A 15,010-nucleotide genomic window follows, 5' to 3' on the forward strand; every position below is an offset into this window, starting at 1 on the left:
GGAGTCAGGTTTATGGGATTGATTAGCCTTGTTACGTTTATTCCGATTTTGGGGATTTTATTTGTCCTGCTTATTCCCAAGCAAAATGAAAAAGCGATCAAAGCCGTTGCCACGGTATTTACCTTCATCCCTCTGGTTATCGCCACCTACATGTGGAGTCAGTTCAACTTCACCTGGGCAGGGGTTAATAACGAAGCAACGTTCCAGTTTGTAGAACATGTAAAGTGGATTCCGGCTTACAACATCGAATATTTTGTAGGTCTGGACGGCCTCAGCTTTCCCATGTTCTGGTTAACCACTTTTATCAGTTTTTTGGCCATTGTTGCCTCTTACGGAATCAACAAAGCGGTTAAAGGGTATTTTGCGCTCTTCCTTTTATTAGAAACAGGCATGCTCGGCGTGTTTGTCTCGCTCGACTTTTTTCTGTTTTATGTTTTCTGGGAAGTCATGCTTCTTCCCATGTACTTTTTGATTGGCATCTGGGGCGGGCCAAGACGCGAATATGCCGCCATCAAATTCTTCCTGTACACTTTGCTGGGCTCGGTACTGATGTTAATCGTTATGCTGGCCCTGTATTTCAATGTGAAAGATCCGGTTACAGGCGGACATACCTTTAACATGCTGCACATGATGAATCAGGATTTACATTCTGGCTGGTTAAAAGGCGTTGATGTACGAATGGTACTTTACATCATGTTGTTCATTGGCTTTGCCATTAAGATTCCGGCTTTCCCATTCCACACATGGTTGCCCGATGCTCACGTTGAGGCGCCAACCGCCATCAGTGTTATTCTTGCGGGTATTTTGTTAAAGATGGGTACCTATGGAATCTTCCGCATCAGTTACCCGATTTTTCCGGATGTGGCTGTTAAGACGGCCTACTTTTTAGCTATTTTAGGTGTGATTAACATCCTGTACGGCGCCTTTGTAGCCATGGCCCAAAAAGACCTCAAAAAACTGGTGGCCTACTCGTCGGTTTCGCATATGGGCTTTGTGATGCTGGGCATGTCAACTTTTACCGATGCCGGAATGAACGGGGCCTTATTCCAGATGGTTAGTCACGGTATGATCACCGCCATGCTCTTCTTGTTAGTCGGTGTTATTTATGACCGCGCCCATCACAGGGAGATCGAGGGCTTTGGTGGATTGGGCGTAAGCATGCCCATTTACACCGGGGTTGCCTCCCTGGCCTTTTTTGCGGCGATGGGGCTGCCCGGCATGACTGGCTTTATTGCCGAAGCCATGGTCTTCATTGGCACATTTAGTGTGTATCGTACCTTAACCGTCCTTGCCGCCCTGGGCATTATTGTAACGGCCTCTTACGTCTTGTGGACCGTTCAACGCGTATTCTTAGGTAAATTAAATCCCAAATACGCTACCATTCCGGAAATCAATGGGCGGGAACTATTTACGCTGGTTCCTCTGGGCATTTTGGTTGTGCTGTTTGGTGTTTATCCAATGCCCATTTTAAATCTGATGCGCACATCCATGTCGCATCTAACTGAATTGATTAAGATGGTTCCTTGATCATGAAATACAGCGGCTGCAAGGTGAACACCTGCAGCCTGAACTGATAAACACAGACAATTCACTTGAAAAGTGATCATGTTAATTTTGGTTAAAGGAAAATGGACTTATGGATAACTTGAACAGTTTATCATATTTTGTCCCGGAATTGTTTCTGAGTGCAGCCATATTGGTCGTTATTGTTTTAGATTTATTGCTTAAAAAAGAACAGAAAATCTGGACGGGCATTGTGTCAGCTGCCGCACTGATCGTCAGCGTATTTCTGATCGTTCAGCAATACACGCTACCTGCCAGTGAAATTTTCAGAGGCATGTTAGTGCTCGATTCCATGGCAATTTACATAAAATTGATCGCTGCCGTTTCGTCGATCATTATTATTCTGTTTTCGCTGCCCTATTTTGAAGATCGCTCTGAATATTACGTGCTGATCTTGATTACTACGCTGGGCATGTTTTTAATGGGCGCCGTAAACGATATTTTGATGATTATTATTGCCATGGAATTAGTGGGACTGATGTCCTATGTTCTAACCGGATTTACCAAACACAATATCAAATCGGATGAAGCTTCGTTAAAATACATTCTTTATGCTGCCACCAGCACCGGTGTGATGGCCTTTGGTTTCTCCTATCTCTATGGCCTGACCGGAGAGACCAATTTACTTAAAATTCAGCAGGCTCTAATGGCCCATCCCCCCCATCAGGTAGCTTTCTTTATTACCTTTGTCTTAATTCTGGCAGGAATTGGCTACAAAGTGGCCATGGTGCCGTTCCATTTCTGGCTGCCGGATGTTTACGAAGGCGCTCCGACGACCATTACGGCTTTCTTTTCCATCGGCCCCAAAGCAGCGGGCATGGCGGTCTTAATTCGTTTTTTTACTACCGTAGTAGCCCATGGCTCCTCGCAGGCAGCAGTCTTTTTACAAAACTTACAAATTCATGTGCCATACTTACTGGCCGTACTGGCCGTATTGACCATGACTTTTGGCAACCTGGTTGCCTTGCGCCAGACCAACATTAAACGCTTGATGGCCTACTCTTCCATTGCGCATGCCGGTTACATGCTGATGGCCATGGTGGTGTTCAACCCGCAAGGCTACAAAGCGATTCTGATTTACCTTGTTGTTTACATGTTTATGAACTTTGGGGCATTTTGGGTGATCATTACCATGACACAGAAATTGGGCAGCGAGGAAATCGATGCATTTCGTGGCCTGGGCTACCGGTCGCCCTACGCGGCCGTTGCCATGGCAGTTTTCATGTTTAGTTTAACCGGCCTGCCACCCTTAGCCGGTTTTATTGGCAAATTTTACCTGTTTGCCGCGGTAGTTAATGGTGGCTGGTATGTACTGGCCGTGCTTGGCGTTTTAAACAGCGTTATCTCTTTGTATTACTACGCCTACGTGGTAAAACAGATGTTCTTACGCACGGTAGAGGAACAACCGCCTGTGCCCATTAATTTGTATGAAACCGTGATATTAACCGTGTTGGTTGTTCCCACGCTTATTTTTGGCGTGTTCTGGAACTCTTTAGCGCGCCTGTCAGAAATATCTTTTAATTTACTATATTGATCAATCGTTTTTTGTAAAACGATTCCACCCCGCCCTGAGCGGGGTTTTTTTTGCCCGAAATAGGAGCAAAGCAGTCCCGGTGGGTGCAAGGAATCATCGCTTGTTTCAATAATGGCCATCAAGCCTGCGTTTTTTTCTGCAATGATATTTAAACCATTAATTTAAGGCAGCACAGCGGCAGCCAAAAACTTTATCAGGGACGGTTTTTTGGGGGGGTAAAAAATCAACCGCAAAGTACGCCAGGCACTTGACAAAGTAACACGTGACGCGTAACGAGTTACGTGTTACGCATTCATGAAATTTTTTGCATCGCGCCATGGCGGGATTGATGTTTTGAAGGAAGTATTCTAACCTGTTCACCGCGCATTGAATCCTCCCTTAGGGAACGAAGACAACTGCCGATATTTCGGAAAGCTTCTATTGTATCGATAAAATATTGTGCATCACAAAACATTTGCCTCAAAAATGAGAATAAATTCCTGGCTCGTATTTCTGCATCTGATATTACGAATGTTTGCGCTAAAGGTCTATTTTCTCCTGTTCGAGAAATAAACCCGAACACTGTCATGCATGGTATATAGCCGATACTGGTTACCATCGTAAACAAGAATTGGACTGGAAAAATTTTTATGCACTGAGTTTGGTCGTATTATTGGGTTCTTTTCATATTTTTTCCAGTGAATTAAATCATCAGAAACGGCTATATTGGAATTCCAGACATCCCATCTTGGATCCGGCGTCCCATGATAATAAGCATAATATTTATCTTTGTACTTTATAATTTGGTCTATAGCAAGGCCTTCTTTATCATAGGTTTCCGGGCCTCTTTTGAGCACTGGCTCGTCTTGAACGTTTATCCAAACTTTCTGATCCGTGGACACAGCAAGCCATACCGCCTGATCGTTCCTTTCATAAAATAAATACCATTTTCCCTTTTCGATCCACAATGTTGGTGTACCATAAGGTCCTGGATTAATTGGCTCACCATTAACTTTCCGAATGTCCAGTTTTCCTTCCCGGTGCCATTTAATACCATCTTTTGATTTCAGCATGAATGCTATATCGTTAAGTCCTTCTGCAACCATATAGTACATACCATCAACTTTAACTACATGAACATCTTCTGTCCAATTTTCATCATAAATTGGTTTATCCGAATAGCGTTGCCAGTTTAACCCATTTTTAGATATTGCATAACCAAGGTACCTGGTCGTGTCTGCTTTATCTTCGTTATATCCTGTGTACCACATTTTAAAAAGACTGTCTTCATATAAAATAAATCCGCGTTCGCGAATTTTTTTGTCCCAGGTATCTTTACCCGTTCCTGAAAAAACTGGATTATTTTCATATGGAACAAAATCTACCAATTCATGCGGGAACAGAGATGTTTCAATATTATTATTCCGATTATTCTTCCCACAACTTAAAAAAATGAAAAAGAACGCCAGAAAGATGAATATGGTTTGTTTGTTCATTATTTTAATCTCCTTAATTTATTATTGTAGTGTCAAAAACATTTTAATATCAATATTTAAAAATCGAATTCAATAATTTATTTTCAGAACTATTTAATATGTTAAGTGGCCTTTCAAAATCTGTCATTTAACTTTTCCAAGACGGATACTCCGGTAGTAAGCTATTAAATTCAACAATCAATTTTTGTTCATATTCACCGGAATACCGACCTTGAAGGAACCTGTCCAAAGCTTCATCAAAGAAACGTTTCCAGGATTGTTCTTCTTGCCCTGGATTTATCGGATAGAATAATACTCCGTTATCTTTAGCCGCTTTCATATCCCCCGGGGCATCGCCAATCATTAATATGTTGTTAGTTGGATATTTTTTGATAGCTGCATATTGAAGATGTTCTTTCTTTGTTCCATATTCCTGGCCTGCTATTAAACGCACGTATTGCGTTAGACTATTTTCTTCCCATTCACGTTGCAAAGCCTCCACCGGAGTTTGCGAGACGACAATGATATCCGCTTTTACAGACAGTTTTTCCAGGGATTCTTTTACATAGGGGAAAGGCGATATTCCCTTAACCATATCGGCAACATCCCTGTTAATTGCCAGTGACCATTCAAGGGCTCTGGCTATGATCGGATCATTATCTTTTTTTAAATATCTTTGTAAAGCTGAATTACTCAACTCATTTTCTTCATTGGCCCACTTTTTCAATGGGCTCAAATCCGGTAATGCAACATTTCTTAATTTAATTTCTTTCCGATCTTTTAATAATTCCATAAAATTAATTAATGCAAGAAATCTATTAACTCCTCTACTTTTAGAGTAAAGGTTCACGAAATCCCAGGTTTCTCTGGCATACTTTGAAACTTTTTGCAGATTCCAGTGCTTAACCGTATTCGGACAAAAGCACTCTTTGTGCTTTAATTCCATGGTATCAAAAACGCATCCATCAGAATCAATTCCTACAAAAAACTCTTTTTTAGGCTGTAGATTTATTATTTCTTCTTTTAATGACTTCATTTTTTATACTCCAAAATTTTTCGATTTTAAGTAACAACAATGCTGTTTGTTGATTACAAAGCTACGCTCGCCTGTAACGATATTCTAATCAAAGTATGAATTAACCCAGATTGCGCAATAGAGATTTTTTAAAATCTCTATTGCGCACAGGCCATAAGCCGTAGTGGGTTTACGCGATCTAGAAAATCTTTCTCTCCGCAATATTGTGTTGATCAGATATTCTTAATCGATTTAGCAACAGACAAATTCTATTGCTGAATTTGGAATTAACTAATGCGTACAGGGACTTTCCCTGCAGCCTCCATTTTGTCGAATATGATCTGAGCAACAACTTGCAAATTTTCACGACTTGCTGGTGCAAAGGTTACAATTACTGTCGGAAATTCTTTAGGAGAAGCAAATTCATAAGGATTATTAGAAACCACAACCACAGGTTTACCGGTTTTTAAAAGTTCTCTTACACGGTCATTAATTGAAGAGGCCACTTTGTGATAGTAATAATTGGTGGTCACGATCACATCTGCTTCATCAATTCTACGCATCACTCTTTTCCAATCGGCTTCGGAGGGGATTATAGGAATTTCAACCTGGCCGACATTTTCTGAAAAATTACACAATTCTTCCCACAACATGCCGGGATGACATGACATATTATTAGCCATCTGTTGAGTTGGGAATATCTGTTCAACCAGCAAAACTTTCGTTTCAGATGATAAAGGAAGAATGTTTGCATCATCTCTTAATTTAATAACCGATTTTTCAGCTGCTTCAATGGCGGTATTTACTACAAATGGATGGTTTATAGGTTCAGAAGCTTTTCTTGCATCTACTATACCTCCGTTTTTGGCCAACCCCATATCCCATCTCATGGACAAAATTCTCTGCACACTTTCATCAATTTTCTTCTCGCTAATTCTATTTTCTTTAACGGCATTAATGACTGCTTCTATAATACGGGGCCTCTGCGCGCTTTCATCTCTGTAGAGTATTAAGTCATTACCGGCCATAATTGCTTGGACTACAGCTTCGCGAATTTCAAATCTTTGCAGCATCCCCCCCATCATCATATTATCAGTAGTAATTACTCCTTTAAAACCTAATTCTTGTCTTAAAAGTTCTTCAAGAATTTCTCTTGTAGTAGACGCCGGTTTATCTGTTACACCAAGGGCGGGATAAAGGCTATGCGCGCTCATTATAGCTGGAATGCCAGCTTCAATTAACGCCTTATATGGGGCAATATGAACCCCAAATAATGTGTCCTTATCTAAATTAACTTGAGGAAGTCCCCAATGGGCATCAGACTCCGACTCTCCTCTTCCGGGGAAATGTTTCGCTGTAGCAATCATGTCCATTTCGCCAAAGCCTTTTGCAGTTTCTAAGGCATATTTAATAACTTCCTCCGTTTTATCGGAATAGGCTCTTGGACCAATTTCCGGATTTTTAGGATTTGTATTCACATCGACCACTGGCGAATGAATCATATTAGCGCCAATAGCCCTTGCCTGCATTCCGATAGCTTTAGCTATTTTATATGCCATTTCCGGTTCGCCCGTTGCTGTTATTCCCATAGGACTTGGGAAAAGTCTTTGTCCGTTAATCAAATCATCCGAGCCGTTACCTTCCTGATCAATTGTAAAATGAATTGGAATTCCTAATTCCCGATCCATTGCATAATGTCTCAGTTTGTTAAGAACTTCTGCATATTCCTGCGGAGTACAGTAGGTACAGCTACTAGGGTCTGCATAATCTATATGGTGCCCATGCGGAAAAACTAAAGACCTCAAAATATTTTCATCTGGTTCCGTACCTGGTTTAATATCATGTAATAATGTTTGCGTTCGAAATTTTAAACATATCCTAAAACCGCCAACGTGATATTTTTTTATCATATCAATAATATCTGGCGTAATAATTGGGCCTGCGAATCCGAAGACCATCATTTGTCCAACTTTTTGTTCAATGGTCATTTTTCCGAGTAAATCATCTACCCATTTTTCTTTTGTCATACGAGTCTCCTCTTATTATTTTTTTATCTTAGTCTATTCTTAAATTGTATTCTTTTTAATTTTTCCTCTAACAAACATTATTAGCCCAACAATAAACATTGTACTCCCTAATCCACTAGTAATGATAATAGCAAAAAAGTCTGTCAAATATATTATCGGGAACAATATTAGGGCTCCCACGATCATCATTAAGGTACCAATGACTCGTAACATTGAAACGACATCGCCGGTTGTTCCTTTTGTCAGCTCTTTTTCCTCAACGATCGGGGTATCAAGTTTATTAAAAAAGTTATCAATCCGTTTTCTGTCTGAAACGTTGCTATTTTCCCAAAATAATTTCATTATTAAAAATGTCGCTAAAGAAGTGCTTACTACAAGTATTGCCTGAATACCAAGGTGGAGATTAAATATATATCGAGTAGAAAATGCAACTAAAAAAGTTAAAACAAATGATAATAAAGCAGTCCATGGCGGGGTTTTTCTAATTAACAGACCGAAGATTAGAGCCGAACCGATGGGAACCGTTAACACTTGAGAAATATCTTTCATAACGCCGAATACACCGCCTTTATGATGCGTATAATATGTGGCGAGAAGTACAGTAAAGCTGCCTATAATTAGTATGGTAAGCCTACTTACAAGCATCAGATGTTTTTTGGTTGAATTTGGCCTAAAATATTTTGCGTAGATATCTTCCACAATTACCGCTGCCATCACATTGTAACTGGAATCGAGCGAAGACATAGTTGCTGCAAAAATGGCCGCTAATAATAGCCCCATTAAACCGTGAGGTAAAACCTTCATACACATTATCACATACGAAGCCTCCGCGGGGTTTTTTAATCCACCAACATAGCCGTTTAAATCCGTGAACATAATTCTGGCGCTCATTGAAGGAATCATCCAAAGGCCTACTCCTGCAAAAAACAAAAGTGATGAGAGCAAAGCTACCTTTCGTGCAGCTTTTTCGTCTTTCACGCTAAAATATCTTTGGACGGATGCATTTGAATTAATTCCAAAAAACATCAATAAAAGCCATCCAAATAAATAAAATTTATCAAGCTTACCATTGCCAAATGCAAAGTAATTTGTCGGCGCGTTTGAAATCAAATTATCAAAGCCACCAATCGCTTTTAGGCTGAGAGGCGCGGCAATGATAGTTACTGAGGTTACAATTATAAATTGTAATGTGTCGTTTGTGGAAACACCCCAAAGCCCCGAAAGTACTGAATAACTCAGCATGGTAAGGCCTGCTATTATAATCACATAATTTAAATTAATTTTAAGGGCCACTGCGATAAATACCGAGGCGGCTAAAAGTTGAAGCCCAACGATAAATAACTTCATCAAAACATAAAGCCAAGAATAAAATTGATGTGTTACATTGTCATATCTTACTTGTAAAAACTCGGTTATTGTGATAACTCTGGCTCTACGCCATTTTGCCGCTAAAAAAAAATAGGCTAACAAAAAAGCTAAGGCGCTTGCCCAAAGTAAAAGAGCGCCGGATAAACCAAATGAATATATTTTACCAGCCCCTCCGGTAAACGTCCAGGCACTGAAAGAACTCATAAATGAGGACAGTCCTGCAACGCCCCATGGTAACTTATTGCTGCTTTTAAAAAAGTCATCCGTGCTTTTAACATGCTTATAAAAAAAGACTCCAATCCCTACCATAATCGATAAATGTAGGCCCATTACAACATAATCAATTATCCATAATTTTGGCATATCACTCCTCTAAAATTTGAAAATAAATTCTGACTCATCACTAAATTGAACTTTTATTGAATTATCTTCTTTAATAACATTTTTTATTAATTGTGTAATCTCTTCCAATTCTTCTCTACCGTTATAAAATGTTCCGGTAAGCGTCAAAAACAAATGGCGCCCCGGTTCAAGATTATTTGTTTCTAAAACAGGAATGATTGATTTACCTCCATTGGTATTATTGGCTTTTTCCGATTCGATTGTTTTAACAGATGAATTAGAACCATTAAATCCTAAAATTCCAAGGATAAATGAGCCCTTTTCATTATTATAAACTGCGGATAATTTCCTGTCTATAACTATTTCAGGACGTTTATCAAAATAGTTCATCGCATATCCGCCTTCGCGCGCACTTAATACTTTTTTCTCCGTTTCAAGTATATTTAACCTTACTTGATAGCCGTTTTTAATCAGGATATGTGTGGTAATCTTAGCGGATTTATCTTCAACTATTTCAATTTTTTTATCAGCCGAAAATGTTTTTGAATCCTTTTCTTCAACAAAAGGAAAACCTGCTAATGGATAATGGCTGCTAACGCCATAATTTTCTTCAATCGATTCAAAAATTGGAATGATTCTGTGGGAAAATTTTTTACCATCTATAGAAATGGAAAACATATTATCCGGATGATAACCATTTTCTGTTCTTGTTAAATCAATACCAAAATGAGAAGAATAACTGAATGCGGTATATTTTTTGGCATATTTTGTCCCGGCGCTCTCTTTTTGATGCCAGGCCCGGTGATTTATTATTTGAACTTCTCCGGATTTTTTATTGCCAAAAATATTCATCCCAATAATCGGGTCTCCAATTGTGTAATCGCTTATTTCCACAGGAAGCGGTTTTTCTTTCTCTGTCCAAAATGGATGGGATGCTGGCAACAATAAATTCAGGAAGATTAAATTTCCCCAGTAAGGAGAGCCATATTGACTGTAGGGGTCGATCAAATCTAAATTTTCTCCCAGATATCCCATTGTAGGAATCATATTTTTAGTGAAATATCCATTCTCAACATAGAATTTCATTTGTCCAGATACTATACGTCTCGAAAGTCCATGACTAATTGGAGAAAGGCCTAAAATTTCCCCCAAAATAAATGGCACTGTTAAGGCTGGCCGATAAGCCCAGGACCTGCCCCACATGGGGATCGCGCCATTGGCCGCAAAGAAATTTTTATAACTTAAAATAAATTTTTGTAATCGATCGATTATCCATTCATTGTCTTCAGACGATAAACCTCCAATTTTAACAAATAACGGTAAGAAATAATGAAAGCCCCAGGCGTTATATTGTTCAATGGAATATCCACGCGATTCATCTCCGTCGGTAAACCACCCGTTTCCTAAATCAAATTCTTTAACTTTTTTTATGCAAAAATTTAATTCATCCTGGTTATATTCTCTTCCTAATGCTTTTAGAACCAAATGAGTGTTTGCGATGAATAAATACCAGTTATTGTTCGGTATCTTTCTTCCGGTTGTCGAAAGCATCCATTTTGCAATCTGATCTTTTTCTTTATCTGATAATCGTTCCCATACCAAATCTTTCAAAAGATAAAGTGAAAAGGCCAATCCTGATATTTCTGCAATCCATTGATTATTTCCGTATCGATCACCAATATATTCGGGATGATTAGGATCGGAGGCCGACAGCAGTCCTTCAATATATTGTTTAACCAGATCGATTTTCTTTCCTTCATATTCAATGGTTGTATTTCCTGTGCCAACCATGTACGCAGCAAGCAGAATCCGCGTTCTTGTGAATCCTTCCATCCAATAAAAGCTTTTCATATTTTCAGGATCAGGCAGATATTTATCCATCCAACGCACCGGATCATTTAAATTTAATCCGCCTTTTCCTTTTGTTAAATATGGTTGAATGGCAATAATCATCTTTTGGGCTATTTCTTCCCAGCTCTCTCTCGTCCAACCTGTAAAAGGAGATAAATCAAAGTCCTTCTCCAATTTTAAAATATTCCCCACATTTGCCTCCTTAGACCTTTTATTATTACTTTTGAAGAAACTGCAAAACACAATAATCGCTACAAAAAGCAAAAAAGTTTTTATGTTTACTCCTCCAATTGAGTGTTTAAAATCCGAAAAACAAATTTTATTGATAAAAACTTTCTCCCAAATTCAGTACTAGAAAAATTCTAATATTGCGTAATGAAAGATTTTATAGATCAGGCTAGACCCGGTATTGCCTACGGCATGTGCGCAAAAGCTTAAAAAAAATCTTTATTACGCAATCCAGTTTTATTTTACAATACTTAATCTTGCGTTATCTACATATATGTCCATCGGACCAGAATACATTCCAACTCCAGTAACAGTCACTCGTACTCCAAGCGCATCTTTCGACACCTTTCCTGTAGCAGAAACATGTAGCCATTTCCCTTTAAGTTCGTTCGGCTTCAATTCTAAGTCTTCACTGAGAGTTTCTGCAACCATCCAATGTACATTATACTCACGAACCTCCGTTACATAGATTTGCGGAGGTCTTCGTGGGACTTCGCCGGCTTCATATCCTCTTCCCCACCATGTTGGTAGATTTCTCTCTTTAATAAACACATCCATTTCAATTTTAATCTCTTTTCCGCGCATCAAAGTCACAAAATACGGATCGATATTTTGATATATCCAACTTCTTGTTTCGCCCGTCACTTCCCATCCTTTTGCCCAATTTGTATCTACTGGTATTACGCCTTCTGCCTGGAGGCGTCTTTGTGCTTTGTCTGCCTGATAAGGACTCGGGGCATCCGTATAAGCTTGTGTTAAATAGAAGTGTATTGAATTTTTACCCTCGCTAACAACATCGTTGGAAACAGAAATCACCTCTTTTTCTCCTTTAGGTGCCAAGGGCTGCTCATATTTCCAATACATTGGCTTCCCTGAATCATTAAGGTTTTCAAAGCTATGGTTTTTAATAAAATTTGCATTAAAGAATTTCTTCGCCAAATAGTCTTTTGCCCTGTAATCGATTGTCTTTGAAAATGATGAACCGAAATGGGCTACCCAAATTTCAGCAGGATTATGCGGATTGATATCAATGGAATGAAAACGTCTCTGTCTTCTGTCCATTGATTTCTTACCTAAAATACTCCATGTTTTTCCCCCGTCAAATGATCTGTAAACGCCATAATTCTCCACCACAATATAAACGAGTTCGGGAGCAACAGGATTTATACAAACACCGCTAACTTCCCCAACTCCATGAATGCTATCTACGATGCTTGGGAATACTAAATCCCAGTTTTCACCGCCGTCGATACTTTTATAAAGTCCCCCTTTTTTCCATTGTTTATGTTTTTCACCGTTTACAAGGTAATTCTCATTCCAGGCAGCGGCATAAACGATATTTGCATTCGTCGGATCAACAGCAATATCCTGAACATTGGGGATTTCCCTTGTTTGATTACATTTCTGCCAGGTTTTACCTGAATCGGTCGTTTTATATATTCCGCCATACATTCCCGGCTGTACCGGCGGATAAGCATCCGGCCCTTTAGTAATTGGACGAATTCCTTTTGACCCACCTACAGCCAGATAGAGTGTTTTAGAATCCGAGGGCGCCATTTCCAGCCACATTAACCGAGTATTTCCGTTGAATATCTCTTTTGGAGTAATATTTTTAAATGTATTTCCATCGTCAACACTCTTATATACTCCATTCCCATAACTCGCAACATAAACAGTTCTGTTAAAAGTTGAAGAACTGGGATCTATAACTATTGAACGAACAATTCCATCATCCAATCCGTTTTTCTCGAATATTGGCTTCCAGTTCCATCCACCATCAACCGACTTAATTACAATTCCTCCAGCAGATGCTCTATTGGACGCACTTTTCATACTGATGGAAGCATATATTGTTGTTGAAAGTTCCGGATCAACAGTCATCGTTTGACACGATCCGGAAGTATTAACTAATTTATCTCTCCAATATGCAGCCTGATTAACTTCTCCGCGATGGAAAGAAATTACATTTATAATGCTTTCACCGTTATCTTCAGAAAGCATCAAACCAGTATCCGAAAATCCCAGCCACACTATTCCAGGTCTCTTTGGATCAAATACAGCTCTATATTCCGTAAGCAACGCTAATCCTGTTCCTTTCCAACGATCCCGCCGAACTTCCTTCATGCCATATAGTTGCCAAGTTTTGCCGCCGTCTAAAGTTTTTATCCCATAATCCAGGTAAAGAATATTTGGATCTATCGGATCAATTAACATGAAAAAACTTGATATCGATTCAGTCTGGCGGTAATTAATTGGAATATTACGTTTGCCATTGAACCAGGTATGGGTTAATAATCGAAAGGTCTTCCCGCCATCCCTGCTGCCGTAAATACCCTCATCACGTACTGTAGCTACATAAACAATTTGAGGATGTTGCTTATTTGCTAAAACCCGTAACGGATTTTTGCCATTTAATCCATTTAGCCGTTCCCACGTTTTCCCTCGGTTTTCACTTTTGAATAGTCCAACCTCAGGAAACGCTGCATATACAATTCCGCCATTGCAGACAGCAACCTGAGTACATTTGCCTTTAGGCAAGCCGTTCCCCAATAACTTCCATGGTTTTTTTAGGCCTTTTTTTTGATACAGCCCAACATTAGTGGGATAGTAAACGATTCTATTTTTATAAGAACCCTCAAAATCAAGTTCGAGAGCGTTTAAATGTCTTTCTTGAACAATCCGTCCGACCGGCAAACCGTCACTTATATCTTTCCATGAATACCCGCCGTCCGTCGAAAGGCTGACTCCCATATCCGAATTTGTCCAATAAATATAGTTCCCGTTATCTGGATCCACCACACCGGATTGCCCGGTGCTTGTTCCAAATTCATCGCTCTGATAAATTAATTGCCAAGTATCGCCATTATCCTCGCTTTTCCAAATTCCAGATTGATTAGGAGCAGAACTTATTTGATTCATATAAATTATATCAGGATTCGTAGGATTTCCGGCAATATAATAAGCCGTTCCGGGAACCGGATTGGCAATAGGCTCCCATGTTTCCCCTCTATCCACACTGCGAAATAAAGAGAGAGTCATGTCGGAAGAAAAATAGAGTGCACCGCTTGCCGGATGAATGGAAGCAAACATCAACCAGCCGTTACCGCCCGGATCGACAAATTCCCATTTTGATTCCTGAGCGACTAATTCGTTTCTGCCAATCAGTAGAAGTAAAATGAATATCAAACAAATATACTTTTTCATATTAGTTTTCTCTTAAATTACTATTTTTCATTTTCTAAATAATATATTTTTTTCGCAAATTGAATTCCTAAATCTATATAACCATTAGAATCATAGTGCCATTTATCAGAATAATTATAATTATCCGTTGTTCTGACCAAAATCGCGTTCAAATCATCATTTACAAATTTTTCCTGCTGCTTTCTGATAATTTCACCGTAATTCCAAACTTTTCCGTCTTCGTCCTGACCCGAATCCGCTATCCTTCCAATCACAACGGGAAGATCGTCAAACCTTAAAGCCGCCCGCATCATGTTTATAAGATACTTCAAATTTTGAGAATATTTAAGCGCGGTTTCTTGAGTGTGCTCGGCATCGCTTTCACCCTGCATCCAGATTATGCCGCAGGGTATAAGAGTGTCTTTTTCCCCATCCCCGTCTATAT

9 protein-coding genes are annotated in these 15,010 nt (G+C 39.3%); 2 read left to right on the plus strand and 7 right to left on the minus strand.

Annotated features, from left to right (window positions below; translation table 11 throughout):
- Window positions 1–12: 12 nt before the first annotated feature.
- Together ACWB0I_RS08505 and ACWB0I_RS08510 are read left to right on the plus strand one after the other, a co-directional pair.
- Entirely contained in the window at window positions 13–1,527 is a 1,515-nt protein-coding gene (locus ACWB0I_RS08505) for a complex I subunit 4 family protein (protein WP_479387627.1), read from the plus strand.
- A 109-nt stretch (window positions 1,528–1,636) separates the two neighbouring features.
- A complete protein-coding gene (locus ACWB0I_RS08510) occupies window positions 1,637–3,097 on the plus strand; it encodes an NADH-quinone oxidoreductase subunit N (RefSeq protein ID WP_479387628.1) in 1,461 nt (486 codons plus the stop codon).
- Window positions 3,098–3,624: 527 nt separating this feature from the next.
- Here the strand turns inward: ACWB0I_RS08510 and ACWB0I_RS08515 are convergent.
- The 7 genes from ACWB0I_RS08515 to ACWB0I_RS08545 all read right to left on the minus strand — a co-directional run.
- The gene (locus tag ACWB0I_RS08515) at window positions 3,625–4,572 is read right to left on the minus strand and encodes a glycoside hydrolase family protein (protein ID WP_479387629.1); all 948 of its coding nucleotides are present in this window, start codon (window positions 4,570–4,572) and stop codon (window positions 3,625–3,627) included.
- Between the two features lie 127 nt (window positions 4,573–4,699).
- Entirely contained in the window at window positions 4,700–5,587 is an 888-nt protein-coding gene (locus ACWB0I_RS08520) for an HAD family hydrolase (protein WP_479387630.1), read from the minus strand.
- A gap of 266 nt (window positions 5,588–5,853) precedes the next feature.
- Window positions 5,854–7,593, minus strand: a complete 1,740-nt coding sequence (locus tag ACWB0I_RS08525; RefSeq protein WP_479387631.1) for a glycoside hydrolase family 3 protein — start codon at window positions 7,591–7,593, stop codon at window positions 5,854–5,856.
- Window positions 7,594–7,632: 39 nt separating this feature from the next.
- Entirely contained in the window at window positions 7,633–9,324 is a 1,692-nt protein-coding gene (locus tag ACWB0I_RS08530; RefSeq protein WP_479387632.1) for a sodium:solute symporter family transporter, read from the minus strand.
- Window positions 9,325–9,333: 9 nt separating this feature from the next.
- The gene (locus tag ACWB0I_RS08535) at window positions 9,334–11,346 is read right to left on the minus strand and encodes a DUF2264 domain-containing protein (RefSeq protein ID WP_479387633.1); all 2,013 of its coding nucleotides are present in this window, start codon (window positions 11,344–11,346) and stop codon (window positions 9,334–9,336) included.
- 273 nt (window positions 11,347–11,619) lie between these two features.
- Entirely contained in the window at window positions 11,620–14,586 is a 2,967-nt protein-coding gene (locus ACWB0I_RS08540) for a WD40/YVTN/BNR-like repeat-containing protein (protein WP_479387634.1), read from the minus strand.
- 20 nt (window positions 14,587–14,606) lie between these two features.
- Window positions 14,607–15,010, minus strand: a 404-nt coding sequence (locus tag ACWB0I_RS08545; protein ID WP_479387635.1) for a sialate O-acetylesterase, incomplete at its 5' end; no start/stop codon positions are given.

Source organism: Caldithrix sp. (assembly GCF_056497305.1).